The organism is Pseudomonas cavernae (assembly GCF_003595175.1).
Taxonomy (GTDB): domain Bacteria; phylum Pseudomonadota; class Gammaproteobacteria; order Pseudomonadales; family Pseudomonadaceae; genus Aquipseudomonas; species Aquipseudomonas cavernae.
Genome location: NZ_CP032419.1, coordinates 187703 through 207646 on the forward strand (window position 1 = coordinate 187703; position 19944 = coordinate 207646).

Genomic DNA, 19944 nt, shown 5'->3' on the forward strand with positions numbered 1-19944 from the left:
TGAGGGGGTTTTGGGCGCAAGGGGGAGTGGAGCGCCGGTCCCTGGCGCTCGGGGTCATGGTGTTGCCTGGTGTCAGGCAGTGGCACTATGATCTTTTATGGGTCTGAACAGGCCGGATAGTCGCGTTTCTTTAAACCGGTATACAGCTGGCGCGGACGACCGATACGGTTCGGGCGAGGGTGTGCAGAATTTTGTGTAACCGGGGTTGGGGTTACTGCTGCGGCAGCCTGTCTTCGTAGCTGATCGTAAAGCGGGTCAGCGCCGCCTTCCAGTCACGGATCGGCATCGTCCATTTCTTGCTGATGTTACGTAGCGCCAGGTAGAAGAGTTTCAACAGTGCTTCATCGCTGGGGAACGAGCCCCGGTTCTTGGTGATCTTACGCAGGCTCATGTTCACCGATTCAATGGCATTGGTGGTGTAGATGACCTTGCGGATCTCCGGCGGGAAGTCGAAGAACGGCGTGATCCGCGCCCAGTTGCGCCGCCAAGATTGGCCAATCGGCAGATAGTCATCGCCCCACTTGGCCTCGAACTCGCCGAGACGTAGTTCGGCTTCATCCGCCGTGCTGCATTGGTAAATCCGCTTCAGATCAGCGGCCACCTCGGCGCGCCGCTTCCAGGACACGTAGTTCAGGCTGTGCCTGACCATGTGCACGATGCACAACTGCACGCTGGTGTGCGGGAATACTGCCTCGATGGCTTCGGGGAAGCCCTTCAGGCCATCCACGCAAGCGACGAAGATGTCCTGCACGCCGCGGTTGCGCAGTTCGGTCACCACCTGCAACCAGAACTTGGCGCCCTCGTTCTGGGCGATCCATAGGCCCAGGATTTCCTTTTCACCGGCCAGGTTGATGCCGAGCGCCAGGTAGACGGCTTTCACCCGCACAGCACCTTCGCGCACCTTGGTGTGGATGCAGTCCAGATAGACGATGGGGTAGACCAGATCGAGTGGCCGCGACTGCCAGGCCTTCACCTCATCGGCTACGGCATCGGTTACCGAGGAAATCAAGCTGGGCGACACCTCGGCACCATACATCTCCTGCAAATGGGCCTGAATCTCTCGCACGGTCATGCCGCGGGCATACAGCGAGAGGATCTTGTCGTCGAAGCCCGCCCAACGGGTCTGATGCTTCTCGACGATCTGCGGATCGAAAGTGCCGTGGCGGTCGCGCGGCACCTCGATAGGTAGCTCACCGAACTCGCCCTTGAGCTTCTTGCGACTGAAACCGTTGCGGGCATTTCCGCCAGGATTGGTCACCGGCTGATGTTTGTCGTGCCCGAGGTGATGGGTCAGTTCTGCATCCAGCGCACGCTCGACCAGCTTCTTGGTCAGCTGCTTGAGGATGCCCTCGGCACCGATCAGGTCTTCAGGTTTCTGGTAGTTGCCCAGGAGCTGATCCAGCAGCTCGTCGGTGATGGGGTGTTTCGATTGCGTCATGGTGTCTCCGGTCTGGAGCGACAGTGTCGCTCATGAGCCGGTTACACAAAAATTCGTACACCCTCGTTCGGGCTGCTGTGGAACTCGTTCCAGTGAGAGATCCATATTGCTAGGCCATTCTGTTTGCCATGTAATCGGTCAGGCCCTACAGGCCACGGCATGACGCCGCTGGGCGAGAGCCAGCGGACATTATCCGTTGCGTGTTTCGACTGTCCCCATTCCCTATCAGGCCAATCCTGTTTGATCGTCCTCGCAGCTCCGGTTATGGCCGCTGCCCAGACAGGCTGGTTGATCAAGGGTGCCGAATGTCCCGCATGTCGTTCTCCAGGAGGCGCGGCAAACGCACGCAAACCTCCAGCCCGCCCAGCGGCGACTCAACCAGTTGGATGCTGCCGCGGTGCAGCTCGACCACCCGGCGCACGATCGACAGGCCCAAACCGGCGCCCTGACCCTCGCCCTGACGATAGAAGCGCTCGAAGAGTTTCTCGCGCTGACTGGCCGCGACGCCGGGGCCGCTGTCCTGCACGCGCAGCAATACCGCATCGGCCTGGGCTTCCACTATCACCCTAATCTGTTCGCCTGTTGGGGTGTATTGCACGGCGTTGCCGATCAGGTTTTGCAGCAGGGTGCCCAGGCTGGGAGCATCACCGAGTAACTGGTAGTCGCCGGGCTCTATGGCCTCCAGGGTCAGCTCCTGATCACGTTCAAGGGCCAGGGGGGTGAGTTCGGCCAGTTCGTTGCGGATAAACCCGAGCAGGTTCAGTTCGACCATGGCCAGTTGCACCACGCAGGGGTCGAGGCGGGCCAATGTGAGGAGCTGGGTAATCACCTGGGTCGCGCGATCCACGCCGATCCCCAGCTGGCGCAGCGCTTCCTCGCGGTCACTCGGTTCGGCGGCGTCCAGGGCGTTCTGCGCATGGATGCGCAGCACCGCCAGCGGGGTGCGCAACTCATGAGCGGCATCGGCGATAAAGCGCTTCTCCTGGTCGAGCAACTGGTTGACTTGCAGCAGCAGACGATTGAGCGACGCGCTGATCGGTTCCAGCTCACTCGGCAGCGGAGCCAGCAGCGGTGCATAGACCCCGCCGATATTTTCCAGCAGGGTCGCCAGCGGCAACACGCAGAGGTGCCGTTGCTCCTGGCAGGAGGCGTTGGCCCGATACAGGCAGTCGCGACGGTGAATCAGGGACGTGATATCGCAGCATTCAAGCGACTGGCTGCGACGGGTAAGTCACTCGATGAGGCAGCGCTTTGCAATAGTTCAACACCGCTTCGTAGTCTTCTCTAACCTCTGTTCCAAGCGCATCCAGTGCGCGCAAATATGGCGCCCTCGAGCTAAGGGGGCGCCTGAGTTTCTGCTTTAACTTCAGCGCACATTACGGGTGTTCGATGCTCGTCGAGTGTTCTCTGTGGTGCTGACCCTGTGCGGCGCGGCTCGACCAACATAATCCTTCATGTTGCAGCGTGGTATGACGATGATCGCCACGGTGTGTGAATCGCCCCTGAATAAGTGGACATTCGATGGCCGCTTTTGGCCGCTTTTGGCCGGATTCTGCCGGTTCCCACCGGCAACTTTGGGTCCAGGCTGTGTAAAAACGCATCCCCCGTTTTGAAGTCTGCGTTGCTACGTAAAATCTGCCGGTGTTTGGTTAATCAGCAGACCTGAAATTTACCCAGGAGCGCGATTTTTGTTCCGATTCAGACCACCAAACCTGCTCGAAAACGTTTTTACACAGCCTCGGTCGTTTTGAGCCGGTCGGGCGGCCCACGGAAGTGGTCATCCCTTTTGCTAATCCGTGGTCACATCGAATGCAAATGGCCGGTCAGCGGCAATGCAATTTGGCGGTCAAGTGAGGCGCAATTTTGCGCTTGGCGAGACATAGTCGCGGGCTTCGCCCTCCCTACAAGGTTCGGCGCCAACCAGCTCCGGGCGCCTATGCAGCAAACGAAAAGCCCGGCACTGGGCCGGGCTTCTGGCGCTGCGGGAGAGGGGAATTACTGCCCGCCATAGGCCTGATCGAACACGCCACCGTCGTTGAAGTGGGTCTTCTGGATCTGCACCACCAGCACCGCCGGCTTCACCCGCCCGGCGCGGATTTGCCGCTGCATGCAGGCGCGGATGTCCTCGTCGCTGGCCGGCTAATCCAGCCTGTACTCCTCCCGCCGCTGCGACAACCCAGGCAAATCTGACGTTGCCCTGTTGCCGCTGGCGCTGACTTGCCGTTTTGTCGCCCGGGAAAGTGTTTCAGTCTTGAAGCATTGAGAACTCCAATGAGCCAGGCGGCTAGTCCGAACGAACGATGGGCGGTCAAAGGATGACCAAATAGTCTGCGCAGTTGTACGCCAGTGCCAAGTCGGCCCGAGCCGTACAGCGCCGGCAAAAAACAAAAACAAAAAACAAGGAAAGGTACATGTCGAAGTTATTTGCTCCGAAACTCGCCGTTTTGACCATGGCAGTGGCCTTGGCCAGCGGCTCTGCCTATGGGTCCTTTGATTCGGTGGCGATACTGGATGGTTTCAAGGATATCAGGGCTAATCATCCCGGAGTGTTGGCGGAAAACCTGCAAAAGGTCATAGACGCCACCCGCAACCGCACCCCGGAGCGCCTGGCGCAGGCGATCCTCGACAACGACAACCTGGAGATCAAAACCAGCAGAACGAGCGGCTATTACTATTCCACCTCGCAGAGGATCTGGATCACCCCGGTAGGGCCCAACCTGTCCGATGCCCTGGGTGGCCTGGGTGATGAATGGGCGGCAGCCAAGGCAGCCGGTGAGCTGACCAAGACCATGGAGTTGATTACCCGGACCAACGTCCTGGGTTTGGAGTTCTATTCCCCCGCTACCAGCAACTTTGCCAATATCCGGCCGTTCAAGGTTTCGCCGGATGTCGTGCACGCGTTCCGCGCCGACGGCACCGACCTCACCGGTACCACCACTGCATTTTCCTTCCCCAGCGGCCACACCACATGGGGCTACGGCACGGCACTGGCCATGGCCACGCTGTTGCCGGAGCGCTATGCCGAGCTGATAGCCAGGGCTGCGGACTATGGCCATAGCCGGATCATCCTGGGCGTGCACTATCCGCTGGATGTCATGGGTGGGCGCATAGGCGGTACGGTCGCCAGTACCGCATTCCTCAACGACCCGGCAATGGCGCAACTGATCGAGGAGGCGCAGGCGGAGGTTCGCCGCGTGCTGGAGCGACGCTGCGGCATGTCCATCGCCGACTGCGCCGATGCCGGCACGACGGACGCCTACGCCGATGCCGAAGCCAACCAGCAGCGGTTCACCGAATACCTGACCTACGGCTTCGGCCAGATCGGCGAAGCCGGCAAGGCCATGGTCGTGCCCGTAGGCGCGGAAGCACTCCTGGCCACCCGCTTTCCCTACCTGAGCGCCGGGCAGCGCCGGGAGATCCTGCGCAGCACCGCCCTCGATTCGGGCTACCCGCTGGATATCGACGGCGAGAGCTGGCAGCGCCTGAATCTCTACGCCGCCTCGCAAGGCTTCGGCGAGCTGGCAGCGGACACCCGTGTCGTGATGGACGCGGCCCGGGCCGACAGCAGCCGCAACCCCTTCCATGCCCAGGATACCTGGAGCAACGATATCGGCGGCGCCGGCCGCCTGATCAAGGCCGGCAGCGGCCAGTTGCAACTCAGCGGCATCAACACCTTCGCCGGTGTCCAGGTCGAGGATGGGGAACTGCAACTGAGTGGCCTGCACGCCTTCTCGGGGGCTAGCCAGGTCAGCGGCGGCACCTTGCGGGTGGATGGGCTGCTGCAGTCCGATCAGGCGCTGACGGTCGGCGCCTCTGGACGGCTGACCGGCAGTGGCGTCATCGCCAGCGACATGCAGATCGACGGCACCCTGGACCTCAGCTCGGCGACCCCCATGACCGCGCTCGGCGCGATCAATCTGGGACGGGGCAGCCGCTTCAACGTGACGGCGGACAGCAGCCCGCAACCCTTCGCACTCACGCGGGCGCTGGTGGCGAGTCCGGCACTGACGCTGATCGGTCCCGATGCGCGCATGACCCTCGGCGGCACCCTCAGCGCGGGTGACAGCGAGGCCGGCACGCTGATCGCCACCCTCGACGGGGCGACTGTCTCCGGCCGCTTCGACGGCATCCAGCAGTCGCAGAACCTGCTGGCGCAGGGACTGCGCCATGACGTGGGATTCAGCGCCGCCGGCCTGCAGCTGCTGGTCAGCAGCGCCTACCTGCCGGGGCAGCTGGGTCTCAGCGGTAACGCCCTGGCTGGCGCGACGCTGCTCAATGGTCTGCGCGACACCTCGCTGGGCGTCAGCAACAGCCAGTACAACCAATGGCTGCAGAACAGCCTGGCCACGGGAAGCCTGGGAGGCCTGGAAAGCCAGGTCGGCGGCCAGCTCCATGGCGATTCGCTGGACTACCTGCTCGACCAGCCGAAGCAGCTGAACAGGACTTTGAGCGCCCAGCTGTTCGCCGATCGCCAGCTGCCAAGCGGCCAGGGCCGCCTGTGGGGCGCTGCGCTCAATGACAACCTGACCCATGACGGCGCCGCGGGAGCCAAGGGCAGCAAGGGCAACACGCAAGGCGCGCTGGTCGGCTACAGCCACCGCCTGAACGACAACCTGCAGGTCGCCGGGATGTTTGGCCAGAGCCAGGGCGATGTGAGCACCGGCAACGCCAAGGCCGATGTCGACGTGACCCAACTCGGCCTCAGCCTGCGCTACAGCCCGGCGGGGATGGACCAGGGTCTCTACGCCGAGGGCCAGCTGACCAGCGGCTACATCGACTACAGCAGCGCCCGGAAGCTCGGCCAGTTCGGCGAAGCCAAGGGCGACAGCCAGGGCTGGGTGAACGGCGCCACGCTGAGTGGCGGCTATGTTGCCCATGCCGGCGGCTGGCGGGTCAATCCCGAGCTGTCGCTGCAGAGTACCCATGTGCGGCTGGACGGCTTTACCGAGCAGCACAGCGAACTGGCCCTGCAGGTCGACGGCATGAGCGAGACCCGCAACAGCCTGCTCGCCGACCTGCGCCTCGGTCGCGACCTGAATGTCGGTGACTGGTTGCTCACGCCCAGTCTTTCCGTGGGTTACGAGCGCGTGCTGAACGATGCGCAAGTCGACAGCCAGGCGCTGCTGCTCGGCCTGCCGGTCGAACAGCAGTCCGCGCGCGACACCAAGAACCTCTACCGCGTCGGTCTCGACCTCGATCTCGCCCAAGGGGCCTGGTCGCTGAGCGGCAGCCTGGATGGGCTCAAGGGCGGGGACAGCAGCGGGGGTGGCGCGTCACTGAAGCTTGGCTATGCCTTCTAGGAAGACCTGCAGCCCCGGCTGATACAGGAAGCGGCAGCCCGGCGCACGCGCCGGGCTGCCGCAACGCCGCCCCGCAACGGGGCGGCACCAGCGGCTAGTGGCCGCTGTACACCTGATCGAACACGCCACCGTCGTTGAAGTGGGTCTTCTGGATCTGCGGCCACTCGCCGAAGGTCTTCACCACCGGCAATACCTCGACCTTGGGGAAACGGTCGGCGAACTCGGCGAGGATTTTCGGGTTGCGCGGGCGCAGGTAGTTGTTGGCGGCGATGCGCTGGCCTTCGTCGGACCACAGGTACTTCAGGTAGGCCTCGGCCTCCTTGCGCGTGCCTTTCTTGTCCACCACCTTGTCGACCACCGCCACCGGCGGCTCGGCCTCGGCGGAGACGCTCGGGTAGACCACCTCGAAGCCGCCGCGACCGAACTCGCGGGCGATCATCTCGGCCTCGTTCTCGAAGGTCACCAGCACGTCGCCGATCTGGTTCTGGATGAAGGTGGTGGTCGCCGCACGGCCGCCGGTATCCAGCACCGGCGCCTGCTTGAACAGCTTGCCGACGAACTCGCGCGCGGCCTTGTCGTCGCCGCCCTGCTTGAGCACATAGCCCCAGGCCGACAGGTAGGTGTAGCGGCCGTTGCCCGAGGTCTTCGGATTCGGCACCACCACCTCGACGCCGTCTTTCAGCAGGTCCGGCCAGTCCTTCAGGCCCTTCGGGTTGCCCTTGCGCACGATGAACACCGTGGCCGAGGTGAACGGCGCGCTGTGGTCCGGCAGGCGGGTCGCCCAGTTCTGCGGCACCAGGCCGCCGTGGTCGGCGAGGGCGTTGATATCGGTGGCCATGTTCATGGTGATCACGTCGGCGGGCAGGCCGTCGATCACCGCGCGCGCCTGTTTGCTCGAGCCGCCGTGGGACATCTGCAGGGTCAGCGCGGGGTTGCCTTCGGCTTGCCAGTGCTTCTGGAACGCCGGGTTGTATTCCTTGTAGAAGTCGCGCATGACGTCGTAGGAGACGTTCAGCAGCGTTGCCGCCTGGGCGCCGGAGGCCAGCGCCAGGCCGGCGGCGAGCAGGGAAGAGGTGAGCAGTCGCTTCATATAACAGTCCTTGGGCTGAGCAAACAGGCGAACTATAAGAGACCCTTTTTATTCTAAGAAAGAATAATTTGTTGCTTGCTTATAGCTCCATTGATTTTTCATCGCGCGAGCGGCGGAGCACGAACGTCATCTCTTTATATTTCCAAAAAGAATAGATAAATAGTTATTTATTCTTTTTAATCATGTTCGAGTCTGAGCATAGTGAGCCCACGTCACGACCTGGCACAGGAGCCACAGCATGAGCCTCAGACTCGGCGATATCGCCCCCGACTTCGAACAGGATTCCAGCCAAGGCCGCATCCGCTTCCACGAGTGGCTGGGCGGCAGCTGGGCCGTGCTGTTCTCGCATCCGGCCGACTTCACCCCGGTGTGCACCACCGAACTGGGCTTCACCGCCAAGCTCAAGGATGACTTCGCCCAGCGTGGCGTCAAGGTCATCGCCCTGTCGGTCGACCCGGTGGAGTCCCACGGCAAATGGATCGACGACATCAACGAGACCCAGGACACCCGGGTCAACTTCCCCATCATCGCCGACGCCGACCGCCAGGTCTCCGGCCTCTACGACCTGATCCACCCGAACGCCAACGACACCCTGACCGTGCGCTCGCTGTTCGTCATCGATCCGCAGAAGAAGGTGCGCCTGATCATCACCTACCCGGCCAGCACCGGACGCAACTTCCACGAGATCCTGCGCGTCATCGATTCGCTGCAACTGACCGACCAGCACAAGGTCGCCACCCCGGCCAACTGGCAGGACGGCGACGAGGTGGTGATAGTCCCGTCGCTGCAGGACCCGGAGGAGATCCAGCGGCGCTTCCCGCAGGGCTACCGCGCGGTGAAACCCTACCTGCGCCTGACCGCGCAACCGCAGCGCTGAGGGGCGGGCATGCTGGTGGTTTCTCTCGGCGGCAGCCCGGCCCCGCGCTCGCGTTCCGCGGTGTTGCTGGAACGGGCGCGGCGCTGGCTGCACAGCCACGGGGTCGAGGTGGTCGCCTATCGGATCGGCGACTTCGCCGCCGAGGATCTGCTCCACGCGCGTTTCGACAGCCCGCGCATCGTCGATCTGCTCGCCCAGATCGCCAATGCCGATGGCCTGCTGATCGCCACGCCGGTGTACCAGGCGTCGTTTTCCGGGGCGCTAAAGTGCCTGCTCGATCTGCTGCCGGAGCGTGCGCTGGAACACCAGGTGGTATTGCCGCTGGCCACTGGTGGCAGCCCGGCGCACATGCTGGTGGTGGACTACGCGCTGAAGCCGGTGCTGACCGCGCTGAAGGCGCAGGAAGTGCTGCACGGCGTGTTCGCCAGCGACAGCCAGATCGCCTACGGCGCAGCGGACGCCCCGGCGCAATTGGCGCCGGCGCTGGAGCAGCGCCTGGACGAGGCGCTCGAGCAGTTTCACCGCGCCCTGGCGCGGCGCGCCCGGCCATTGGACTTGAACCTGCTGGCCACGGCCCGCTGGAGTATTTGAAGCACCGAACACCTGCAGGAGCCACCGTAGGATGGGTTGAGCACAGCGATACCCATGACCCATGCCGATGGGTATCGCTGCGCTCGACCCATCCTACAAGTGCCGTTTTTGTTACACCCAGCCTTACTCACCCGCCAACGGGCTAGCAGGCGCAACCAACCCAACGTACTCAGAGGAGAGCGCCAATGCGCACCATTACTCTGCGTCGGAGCCTGGTCGCCCTGTTCGTCGCGGCCATTTCCTTCGGCGCCACCCAAGCACAAGCTCAAGCAGAGTCCGATAGCGTCCTGCGCATCGGCTATCAGAAATACGGCACCCTGGTGCTGCTCAAGGCCAAGGGTTCGCTGGAGAAGCGCCTGGCCGAGCAGGGCGTCGAGGTCAAGTGGACCGAGTTTCCCGGCGGCCCGCAGCTGCTCGAGGGTCTCAACGTCGGCTCGATCGACTTCGGCGTGACCGGCGAAACCCCGCCGGTGTTCGCTCAGGCCGCCGGTGCCGACCTGCTCTACGTCGCCTACGAGCCGCCGGCGCCGACCAGCGAGGCGATCCTGGTGGCGAAGGACTCGCCGCTGAAATCGGTGGCCGAGCTGAAGGGCAAGAAAGTCGCCCTCAACAAGGGCTCTAACGTGCACTACCTGTTGGTCCGCGCCCTCGAAGAGGCCGGTCTCAAGTACAGCGACATCCAACCCATCTACCTGCCGCCGGCCGACGCTCGCGCCGCCTTCGAGCGCGGCAGCGTCGACGCCTGGGTGATCTGGGACCCGTTCCAGGCCGCCGCCGAACAGCAGCTGCAGGCGCGTACCCTGCGCAATGGCGAAAAGTTGGTCGACAACCACCAGTTCTACCTGGCCACCCGTCCCTATGCGCAGCAGCACCCGCAAGTGATCAGCGCGCTGATTGAGGAAGTGCGCGCCGTCGGCGAGGACTCCAAGGCCGATCCGGATCAGGTCACCGAACAGGTCGCGCCGCTGCTCGGCCTGTCCAAGGAGATCACTGCGATTGCGGTGAAGCGCCAGGGCTACGGCGCGCAGTTCCTCACCCCGCAGGTGGTCGCCGCGCAGCAGAAGATCGCCGACACCTTCGCCGCGCTGAAGCTGATCCCGAAAAAACTCAGCATTCAGGAAGTGATCTGGACGCCGCCGGCCGCCGCCAAGGTGGCCAAGGCGCAGTAACCCAGCCCTCTCCCCCGGCCCCTCTCCCATAAATGGGCGAGGGGAGCTTCCGGCTCAGCGTCGGGGGGATGGGCTCGAACATTCCCTCTCCCATTCATGGGAGAGGGTGGCCCGCAGGGCCGGGAGAGGGACGGACCCTCGCCCAGCACGATCAAGGACCGTAGCCCGGATGCCATCCGGGACAACCACCAAGCCCCCGGATTGCATCCGGGCTACGCATGACGAAGGAGACCACTCCATGAGCCTCAACCTTTTCTGGTTCCTGCCGACCCACGGCGACGGCCACTACCTGGGCACCGCCGAAGGCGCACGCGCGGTCGACCACGGCTACCTGCAACAGATCGCCCAGGCCGCCGACCGCCTCGGCTTCGGCGGCGTGCTGATTCCCACCGGGCGTTCCTGCGAGGACTCCTGGCTGGTCGCCGCCTCGCTGATCCCGGTCACCCAGCGCCTGAAGTTCCTCGTCGCCCTGCGTCCGGGGATCATCTCGCCGACAGTGGCGGCGCGGCAGGCGGCGACCCTCGACCGCCTGTCGAACGGCCGCGCGCTGTTCAACCTGGTCACCGGCGGCGACCCGGACGAGCTGGCCGGCGACGGTCTGCACCTGAACCACGAGGAGCGCTACGAGGCCGCGGTCGAATTCACCCGCATCTGGCGCCGCGTGCTGGAAGGCGAGACCGTCGACTACGCCGGCAAGCACCTGCAAGTGCAGGGCGCCAAGCTGCTCTACCCGCCGATCCAGCAACCGCGCCCGCCGCTGTACTTCGGCGGCTCTTCGGACGCCGCGCAGGATCTGGCCGCCGAGCAGGTCGAGCTGTACCTGACCTGGGGCGAGCCGCCGGCCGCGGTCGCCGAGAAGATCGCCCAGGTGCGCGCCAAGGCCGCCGCGCAGGGCCGCGAAGTGCGCTTCGGCATCCGCCTGCACGTGATCGTCCGCGAGACCAACGCGGAGGCCTGGGTCGCCGCCGACCGGCTGATCAGCCACCTCGACGACGACACCATCGCCCGCGCCCAGGCGTCGCTGGCGCGCTTCGATTCGGTCGGCCAGCAGCGCATGGCCGCCCTGCACGGCGGCAGCAAGGACCACCTGGAAGTCTCGCCGAACCTCTGGGCCGGCGTCGGCCTGGTGCGTGGCGGTGCCGGCACCGCGCTGGTCGGCGACGGCCCGACCGTGGCGGCGCGGGTCAAGGAGTATGCGGAGCTCGGCATCGACACCTTCATCTTCTCTGGCTACCCGCACCTGGAAGAGGCCTACCGGGTCGCCGAGCTGCTGTTCCCGCACCTCGACGTGGCGCGCCCGGCGCAGCCGGAAGGGCGCGGCTACATCAGCCCGTTCGGCGAGATGGTGGCCAACGACGTGCTGCCCAAGGCGGCCTCGGCGAGTTGAGGGGCGCGCGGAAAAGCACCCTCTCCCCGACCCTCTCCCATGAATGGGAGAGGGAGCTGGACAGCGCGGCCGGCGAGCCGAGTGGTAGGGGCGCGCACGAATGAACTCCCCTCGCCCCCTTCTTTTTATGGAGAGGGGGAGAGGGGCCGGGGGAGAGGGCGGCCGGTCAGCCCGGCGGCCTACCCCTCGTTACGAACTGAAGGAAAAGGAGCGTTAAGCATGACCCCGCAAACGCTACAACACATCGGTCGCCGCCTGGCGCCCTGGGCCCTGCCCCTGGCGCTGCTGGCCGCCTGGCAGCTGGCCGTCGTGGCCGGCTGGCTGTCGACGCGCATCCTGCCGGCGCCCAGCGCGGTGCTCGCCGCCGGCGTGCAACTGGTGCAGAGCGGCGAACTCTGGCAGCACCTGGCGATCAGCGGCTGGCGCGCCGGCCTCGGCTTCGTCATCGGCGGCGCGCTCGGTCTGCTGCTCGGTTTCATCACCGGCCTGTCGACCTGGGGCGAACGCCTGCTCGACAGCTCGGTGCAGATGCTGCGCAACGTGCCGCACCTGGCGCTGATCCCGCTGGTGATCCTGTGGTTCGGCATCGACGAGTCGGCGAAGATCTTCCTGGTCGCCCTCGGCACGCTGTTCCCCATCTACCTCAACACCTACCACGGCATCCGCAACGTCGACCCGGCGCTGTTGGAGATGGCGCGCAGCTACGGCCTGAGCGGCTTCGCCCTGTTCCGCCAGGTGGTGTTGCCCGGCGCGCTGCCGTCGATCCTGGTCGGCGTGCGCTTCGCCCTCGGCTTCATGTGGCTGACCCTGATCGTCGCCGAGACCATTTCCGCCAGCGCCGGCATCGGCTACCTGGCGATGAACGCCCGCGAGTTCCTGCAGACCGACGTGGTGGTGCTGGCGATCCTGCTCTACGCCGTGCTCGGCAAGCTGGCCGACCTCGCCGCCCGTGGGCTGGAGCGCATCTGGCTGCGCTGGCACCCGGCCTATCAGCTGCACAAGGGAGGTGCGGCATGACCGCCTTCAATCCGCCACAACAGCTCAAGCGCGGCATTCCCCTGGCGCTGCGCGGACTGCGCAAGGACTTCGGCGAGCGCCAGGTCATCAAGGACATCGACCTGCTGATCCCGGCCGGCCAGTTCGTCGCCGTGGTCGGCCGCAGCGGTTGCGGCAAGAGCACCCTGCTGCGTCTGCTGGCCGGCCTCGATCAGCCGAGCAGCGGCGCGCTGCTGGCCGGCTCGGCGCAGCTCGCCGAGGTCCGCGAGGATACCCGCCTGATGTTCCAGGATGCCCGTCTGCTGCCCTGGAAGCGGGTGATCGACAACGTCGGCCTGGGCCTCTCCGGCGACTGGCGGCCGCGGGCCCAGCAGGCCCTCGAAGCGGTCGGTCTGGCCGACCGGGCGCAGGAATGGCCGGCGGCGCTGTCCGGCGGCCAGAAGCAGCGCGTGGCCCTGGCCCGCGCGCTGATCCACCAGCCACGCCTGCTGCTGCTCGACGAGCCGCTCGGCGCGCTGGATGCGCTGACCCGCATCGAGATGCAGCAACTGATCGAACGCCTGTGGCAGCAGCACGGCTTCACCGTGTTGCTGGTCACTCACGACGTCAGCGAGGCGGTGGCCATAGCCGACCGGGTGATCCTCATCGAGGACGGTCGGATCGGCCTCGATCTGCCGGTCGCCCTGGCGCGTCCGCGGGCCCGCGGCTCGGCGCGCCTGGCCGCGCTGGAAGAGCAGGTGCTCAACCGCGTGCTGGCGCAGCCTTCGCTGCCACCGGCGCCGGAACCCGTTTCACCATTGCCCACGCAATTGCGCTGGGCGCTGTAGGGTGGATGCCGCTGTGTGCATCCACCACCTCCGGTGGAAAACGCTTCGCGGTTTTCCACCCTACGGGCCGCGATATCCGTGGCTCGAATCCTTCGACCGCTAGGAGAAACGCCATGACCATCAAAGCCATCAACGTGCGCAACCAGTTCAAGGGCGCCATCAAGGAAATCGTCCTCGGCGACGTGCTGTCGGAAATCGACGTGCAGACCGCGGCCGGCATCGTCACTTCGGTGATCACCACCCGTTCGGTGAAGGAGTTGGAGCTCGGCGTCGGCAGCGAGGTGATCGCCTTCGTCAAATCCACCGAGGTGTCGATCGCCAAGCTCTGAGCGCTCGCGAGCACAACCCGGTAGGAGCGGATTTATCCGCGAAAGAGCGACTGCGTGTTGCCCGCCATCGCGAATAAATTCGCTCCTACGGTTTGCCCAAGACACTGAGTGCGTCCGCATCTTCGACCTGCAGAGCGGGTGAGCAGGCCGCGGCGTTGAACGTCGGCCTCAGCCCGGCCGGGGCCAGTCCGCGGCCGGTTGCGGGCGGCCGAACAGATAGCCCTGGCCCAGGTTGCAGCCGAGATGGCGGAGCGTTTCCGCCTGTTCCGGCTGCTCGATGCCTTCGGCCAGGACCTTGAGGCCGAGGCTGTGGCCGAGGGTGATCACCGAGCGGGCGATCGCCAGGTCGTCGTTGTCCTGCGGCAGGCCGCGGACGAAGCCCTGGTCGAGTTTCAGCTTGTGCACCGGCATGTTCTTCAGCCGCGTCAGCGACGAGTAGCCGGTGCCGAAATCGTCGATCGCCAGGTGCACGCCGAGCTGGCGCAGGCGCTGCATCATGTCCAGCGCGGCGTCCGGGTCGAGCATCACCGCACTTTCGGTGATCTCCAGCTCCAGGCGCTCTGGCGCCAGGCCGGTGGCGGCGAGAATGCGGGCGACCTGCAGGTCGAGTTCGCCGCGGCAGAACAGGCGGCTGGAAATGTTCACCGCGACGAATTCCAGGCCCAGCCCTTGCGCACGCCAGGCGCACAGCTGGCGGCAGGCCTGCTCGAGCATCCAGATGTCGATGGCACCGATCAGGCCGCTTTTCTCGGCGATCGGGATGAACTCGCCGGGCGGCACCAGGCCGCGTTGCGGATGCTGCCAACGCACCAGCGCCTCGGCGCCGACCACCCGGTCGCTGTGCAGGTCGATGATCGGCTGGAAGAAGGCGCACAGCTGCTGCTGATCCAGGGCCTGGCGCAGCGCTGTGGCCAGTTCGACCAGCTGGCGCGAGCGCTCGGTGAGCTCCTGGCTGTAGAAGGCGAAGGTCTCGCGGCCGCTGTTCTTGGCCTTGAACAGCGCCGAGTCGGCGTTGCGCATCAGTTGATCGACGCTCTGCGCATCGCCGGGGTAGAGGCTGATGCCGATGCTGGCGCCGATGACGTATTCCTGGCTATCGAGGCGAAACGGCGTGCGCAGCGCTTCCAGCAGTTGCTCGGCGAGGGCGGCGGCCTGTTCCGGCTGCGCGCAGTCCTCGCAGAGCACGGCGAACTCGTCGCCGCCGATGCGCGCCAGAGTCATGTCGTCATCCAGAAACTGGCCGAGGCGCTCGCCGACCTGCTTGAGCAGCTGGTCGCCGAAGTTGTGGCCGAGGCTGTCGTTGATGTGCTTGAAGTGGTCGAGGTCGAGTACCAGCACTGCACCGCCGTGCTGGGTCTGGCGGATGCGCTCCAGCGCATGGCCGACGCGGTCGGTGAACAGCAGGCGGTTGGGCAGGTCGCAGAGCGGGTCGTGGTGGGCCAGATGGTCCAGTTCGTGTTGCGAGCGCTTGATCGCGCTGATGTCGGAAAACACCGCGACATAGTTGCTGACGGCGCCGGCTTCGTCGTGGATGGCGCGGATGCAGTGCCACTGCGGATAGATCTCGCCGTTCTTGCGGCGATTCCAGATCTCGCCGCTCCACACTCCGTGTTTCGCCAGAACGCGGAACAGTTCCTGATAGAACGCCGCATCGTGGCGCCCGGACTTGAGCAGGCGCGGGTTCTGGCCGAGCGCTTCGATCGCTTCATAGCCGGTGATGCGGGTGAAGGTCGGGTTGACGTGAATGATGCATGAGTGCTGGTCGGTCACCAGCACGCCTTCCTGGGTCGATTCGAATACCGCCGCGGCCTGGCGCAGGCGTTCGCTGTGCTGCTGGAGGATGTCCAAATGGTTCTGCTGGTGGCGTTCATTGACGCGCAGGACCCCGTACAGCAGCAACGCGGTGAGGCCGACGAACAGCAGGCCTTTGAGCAGTTGCAGCGCTTTGACAGAGGTGGTGTCGAAAGACTGGGCACTCAGGAGGAAATCACTGAGAAAGATCCACAGGCAGGCGAGGACCAGATAGATCAGGGTTAGGCGCCAGGGGGTGGTGAGCTGAGTCATGCGCGGGAACACTTCCGGGTGATGCAGGGCAGTATAGATGCGGCTTTGCGGGACATATTCTGATCTAAACGCCAGACTGGTTTTCTGCCCTAAGTCAGCGATAATGCCGGCAGGTTTGGCGCATAAGAACAAACCGTCGGCTCATTTTCCCCGAGGCAATATTCTCTATGTGGTACAACGGTTTACTCGACCTGTCGGCCTGGCAACTGCTGGCGGTTACCCTGCTGATGACCCACGTCACCATCGTGTCGGTCACCGTCTATCTGCACCGCTACTCGGCGCACCGCGCGCTGGAACTGCACCCGGCGCTCAAGCACTTCTTCCGCTTCTGGCTGTGGCTGACCACCGGCCAGAACACCCGCGAGTGGACCGCCATCCACCGCAAGCATCACGCCAAATGCGAGACCGTCGATGACCCGCACAGCCCGGTGATCAAGGGCCTTGGCACCGTACTACGCAAGGGCGCCGAGCTGTATCAGGAAGAGGCGAAGAACCAGGAAACCCTGCGCATCTACGGCAAGAACTGCCCGGAAGACTGGATCGAGCGCAACCTCTACTCGCGCTTCCCGATCGGCGGCGTGACGCTGATGGCGATCATCGATCTGGCCCTGTTCGGCGTGCTCGGCATGACCGTCTGGGCGGTGCAGATGATGTGGATTCCGGTGTGGGCCGCCGGTGTGATCAATGGCCTCGGCCATGCCCTCGGCTACCGCAACTTCGAGTGCCGCGACGCCGCCACCAATCTCGTGCCCTGGGGCATCCTGATCGGCGGCGAAGAGCTGCACAACAACCACCACACCTACCCGAACTCGGCCAAGCTGTCGGTGAAGAAGTGGGAGTTCGACATGGGCTACGCCTGGATCAAGCTGTTCAGCCTGTTCGGCCTGGCCAAGGTGCAGCGCGTGGCGCCGATCGCCCACCGGGTGGCCGGCAAGGGCAACCTGGACATGGATACCGCCATGGCCATCCTCAACAACCGCTTCCAGATCATGGCGCAGTACCGCAAGCTGGTGATCGCGCCGCTGGTCAAGCAGGAGCTGGCCAAGGCCGACGAGTCGGTGCGCCATCTGTTCCGCCGCGCCAAGCGCCTGCTGTCGCGCGAAACCAGCCTGCTGGAGGAGCGCCACCAGGCGCGCATCGCCGACCTGCTGGCGCAGAGCCAGGCGCTCAAGGTGATCTACGAGAAGCGTCTGGCGCTGCAACAGATCTGGGTCAAGACCAGCGCCAACGGTCACGACATGCTCGACGCGATCAAGCTCTGGGTGCACGACGCCGAGGCCAGCGGCATCCAGTCGCTGCGCGATTTCGCCGAGCAGTTGAAGACCTATTCGCTGCGTCCGGCCGCCCTGGCGTAGGGCGGGTTAGCCGCGTGGCGGCGTAACCCGCCATTGCTACGGAGCACTGCGATAGCAAAAAGCCTGCCGTTCGGCGGGCTTTTTTTTGCCCTGTACATTCCGGCGGTATGCTTCAGGCAACGCACCAGAACTGTTCAGGTGGAGGCGTCCAATGGACGAGAAAGCACCCCTCCCGCCGGAGCTTGAGGAGCTGACCTTGGCCTTGCTGCACAGTCGCGCCGAGGTCGAGCGCCTACGTGAGCGCGAGCAGCTGTTCAGCACCCTGCTGGGCGGCGTCAATGCTGTGTTGTGGGCCTTCGATTGGCAGGCGCGGCGGATGATTTACGTCAGCCCGGCCTATGAGCAGGTATTCGGTCGTTCCGCGGCGCTGCTGCTGGCCGACTACGGCGAGTGGCTGAACAGCATCTACCCCGACGACATGGACTATGCCGCCGAGACCCTCGCCCAGGTGCTCGACACGGGCGCCGTAGAGGCGCGCGAATACCGCATCCTGCGCGGCGATGGGCAGCTGCGCTGGCTCAGCGACAAATGCTTCGTCAGCCGCCAGGCCGACTGCGGTCAGCCGCTGATCCTGGTCGGCATCGCCGAGGACATCACCGACAAGAAGCTGCTCGAGGGCGAGCTGCAGCGCCTGGCCACCACCGACGTGCTGACCCAGAGCTGCAACCGCCGGCACTTCTTCGAGTGCGCCCAGCGCGAGTTCGCGGCGGCGCGGCAGAGCGAGGCGCCACTGGCGTTCCTGCTGCTCGACCTGGATGACTTCAAGCACATCAACGACACCTACGGTCACCAGATGGGCGATCAAGTGCTGCAGCGCATCGCCGAATGCGGCGCCAATGCCCTGCGCCGTGGCGATCTGTTCGGCCGCATCGGTGGCGAGGAGTTCGCCGCGGTGCTGCCGCGCTGCGAGTCGATCCTCGCCGAGCAGATCGCCGAGCGCCTGCAGCGCGAGGTGCAGCGCCTGCATTTTGTTCAGGACAGCCAGGAATTCCGGGTCACGGTGAGCCAGGGCTTGACCAGCCTGAGCGCCGAGGACCAGTCCCTGGACAGCCTTTACGCCCGCGCCGACGCGGCGATGTACCGGGCCAAACGCCAGGGCAAGAACCAGATCGTGGTGGCCTGAGCCTTATCTCCTAAGGGTAAAAACGGCAACGCCCGCGGTCAGCACTGACCGCGGGCGTTGGCGTTTTGCCGATTCGTAGGGTGGGTTAGCGGCGCAGCGCACCTGCTGTCATGCCCCGCAAAGGCTGTGCGCCGCGTAACCCACCGGCGGTGTCCGGATTGACTCCGCTCGGTGGGTTACGGCGCGAGAAAGTTCTTCGTGCGGGAAGGCGCCCTGAGCGCGCCTAACCCACCCTACGAGGACTCAGCGCCGTTGCGGCGCCGGCTGCTGCTGGGTGATGCAGTGGATATTGCCGCCGCCGAGCAGGATCTCGCGCCCCGGCACCATCACCACCTGGTGCTCGGGGAACAGCTGCTGCAGGATCGCGCGGGCTTCCTCGTCCTGGGGATCATCGAAGCTCGGCGCGATGATGCCGCCGTTGACGATCAGGAAGTTGACGTAGGAGCCGGCCAAGCGAATCGCCGGGTCGCGGTCCTGGGTGCCGGCAACCCGATCGACATCGGCACATTCCGCGGCGCTGGCATGGATCGGCCCGGGGATCGGCATCTTGTGCACGATGAAGGGCCGGCCCTTGGCGTCGCGCGCCGTCTCCAGCACGCGCATGGCGGCCTGGCAGCGCGGGTAGTTGGGGTCGGCCGGGTCGTCGGTCCAGGCCAGCAGCACTTCGCCGGGGCGCACGTAGCAGCAGAAGTTGTCGACGTGGCCGTCGGTTTCGTCGTTGAACAGGCCGTCCGGCAGCCAGATCACGGTGTCGATGGCCAGGTGCGTGCGCAGCATGGCTTCGATCTGCTCGCGCGACAGCTGCGGGTTGCGATTGCGGTTGAGCAGGCATTCCTCGGTGGTGATCAGCGTGCCTTCGCCGTCGACGTGGATCGAGCCGCCCTCGAGCACGAAGCCTTCGGTGCGGTAGCGGGCGCAGCGCTCGATCTCGAGGATCTTGCTGGCCACCTGGTCGTCGCGTTGCCAGGGTGCGTAGAGGCCGCCGTCGAAGCCGCCCCAGGCGTTGAAGCTCCAGTCCACGCCACGCACGCCGCCCTGGTCGTCGACCACGAAGGTCGGCCCGGTGTCGCGCACCCAGGCGTCGTCGGTGCTGATCTCGACCAGGCGGATATTGCTGTCATCCAGCCGTGCGCGGGCGTTTTCGTACTGCCCGGCGGACACGCAGACGGTGACCGGTTCGAAGCGCGCGATGGCCTTGGCCACCGCGCTGAAGGCGGCCTGCGCCGGCTTGCCGCCGAGGCGCCAGTTGTCCGGGCGCTCGGGCCAGACCATCCAGGTCTGGCTGTGGGGTTCCCACTCGGCCGGCATGCGGAAGCCGTCGGCGCGCGGGGTGCTGTTGAGGGTGGTCATGGTTGCGAACTCGTAGGGTGGGTGGAGCGTAGCGATACCCGCGCGGCC

15 protein-coding genes and 1 pseudogene are annotated in these 19944 nt (G+C 65.2%); 11 read left to right on the forward strand and 5 right to left on the reverse strand.

Features of this window, described 5'->3' with window-relative positions; translation table 11 throughout:
- Positions 1-211 precede the first annotated feature (211 nt).
- On the reverse strand, positions 212-1438 hold the full coding sequence (locus D3880_RS00870; RefSeq protein WP_119891659.1) for an IS256 family transposase: 1227 nt from the start codon (positions 1436-1438) through the stop codon (positions 212-214).
- 292 nt (positions 1439-1730) lie between these two features.
- Positions 1731-2507 (reverse strand): annotated as a pseudogene (locus D3880_RS00875) (sensor histidine kinase); the annotation flags it as partial.
- On the opposite strand from D3880_RS00875, the gene D3880_RS23275 reads away from it, so the two are divergent.
- Complete coding sequence (locus D3880_RS23275) at positions 2391-2726, forward strand: oxidoreductase C-terminal domain-containing protein (RefSeq protein WP_420800843.1); 336 nt, start codon at positions 2391-2393, stop codon at positions 2724-2726. The pseudogene D3880_RS00875 and the gene D3880_RS23275 overlap by 117 nt on opposite strands.
- 1123 nt (positions 2727-3849) lie before the next feature.
- Positions 3850-6738, forward strand: coding sequence for an autotransporter domain-containing protein (locus D3880_RS00885; protein ID WP_119891661.1), 2889 nt, complete (start codon positions 3850-3852; stop codon positions 6736-6738).
- Positions 6739-6832: 94 nt separating this feature from the next.
- On the opposite strand, the gene D3880_RS00890 is transcribed toward D3880_RS00885, so the two are convergent.
- Entirely contained in the window at positions 6833-7828 is a 996-nt protein-coding gene (locus D3880_RS00890) for a sulfate ABC transporter substrate-binding protein (protein ID WP_119891662.1), read from the reverse strand.
- Between the two features lie 238 nt (positions 7829-8066).
- On the opposite strand from D3880_RS00890, the gene D3880_RS00895 reads away from it, so the two are divergent.
- The 7 genes from D3880_RS00895 to D3880_RS00925 all read left to right on the forward strand — a co-directional run bounded on the left by D3880_RS00895 (position 8067) and on the right by D3880_RS00925 (position 14004).
- Positions 8067-8705 (forward strand): peroxiredoxin, encoded by a 639-nt coding sequence (locus tag D3880_RS00895; RefSeq protein ID WP_119891663.1) that lies wholly within the window; start codon positions 8067-8069, stop codon positions 8703-8705.
- A gap of 9 nt (positions 8706-8714) precedes the next feature.
- Positions 8715-9296: an NADPH-dependent FMN reductase gene (gene ssuE / locus D3880_RS00900; RefSeq protein ID WP_119891664.1), complete on the forward strand. Its 582-nt coding sequence runs from the start codon at positions 8715-8717 to the stop codon at positions 9294-9296.
- A gap of 185 nt (positions 9297-9481) precedes the next feature.
- The gene (locus tag D3880_RS00905; RefSeq protein WP_119891665.1) at positions 9482-10465 is read left to right on the forward strand and encodes a sulfonate ABC transporter substrate-binding protein; all 984 of its coding nucleotides are present in this window, start codon (positions 9482-9484) and stop codon (positions 10463-10465) included.
- A 238-nt stretch (positions 10466-10703) separates the two neighbouring features.
- The gene (gene ssuD / locus D3880_RS00910; protein ID WP_119891666.1) at positions 10704-11852 is read left to right on the forward strand and encodes an FMNH2-dependent alkanesulfonate monooxygenase; all 1149 of its coding nucleotides are present in this window, start codon (positions 10704-10706) and stop codon (positions 11850-11852) included.
- Positions 11853-12071: 219 nt separating this feature from the next.
- Positions 12072-12869, forward strand: coding sequence for an aliphatic sulfonate ABC transporter permease SsuC (gene ssuC, locus D3880_RS00915; RefSeq protein ID WP_119891667.1), 798 nt, complete (start codon positions 12072-12074; stop codon positions 12867-12869).
- A complete protein-coding gene (gene ssuB, locus D3880_RS00920) occupies positions 12866-13675 on the forward strand; it encodes an aliphatic sulfonates ABC transporter ATP-binding protein (RefSeq protein WP_119891668.1) in 810 nt (269 codons plus the stop codon). The genes ssuC and ssuB overlap by 4 nt, the downstream gene beginning before the upstream one ends.
- Before the next feature lie 113 nt (positions 13676-13788).
- The gene (locus D3880_RS00925) at positions 13789-14004 is read left to right on the forward strand and encodes a TOBE domain-containing protein (RefSeq protein WP_119891669.1); all 216 of its coding nucleotides are present in this window, start codon (positions 13789-13791) and stop codon (positions 14002-14004) included.
- A 168-nt stretch (positions 14005-14172) separates the two neighbouring features.
- Here the strand turns inward: D3880_RS00925 and dibA are convergent, their stop codons facing one another.
- Positions 14173-16068, reverse strand: coding sequence for a phosphodiesterase DibA (gene dibA, locus D3880_RS00930; RefSeq protein ID WP_119891670.1), 1896 nt, complete (start codon positions 16066-16068; stop codon positions 14173-14175).
- 167 nt (positions 16069-16235) lie between these two features.
- On the opposite strand from dibA, the gene desA reads away from it, so the two are divergent.
- Positions 16236-17423 (forward strand): delta-9 fatty acid desaturase DesA, encoded by a 1188-nt coding sequence (gene desA / locus D3880_RS00935; RefSeq protein WP_119891671.1) that lies wholly within the window; start codon positions 16236-16238, stop codon positions 17421-17423.
- Positions 17424-17574: 151 nt separating this feature from the next.
- Complete coding sequence (locus D3880_RS00940; protein WP_119891672.1) at positions 17575-18546, forward strand: GGDEF domain-containing protein; 972 nt, start codon at positions 17575-17577, stop codon at positions 18544-18546.
- Between the two features lie 243 nt (positions 18547-18789).
- Here D3880_RS00940 and aguA read toward each other — a convergent pair whose 3' ends face one another.
- Positions 18790-19896 (reverse strand): agmatine deiminase, encoded by a 1107-nt coding sequence (gene aguA / locus D3880_RS00945; RefSeq protein ID WP_119891673.1) that lies wholly within the window; start codon positions 19894-19896, stop codon positions 18790-18792.
- Positions 19897-19944: the final 48 nt, after the last annotated feature.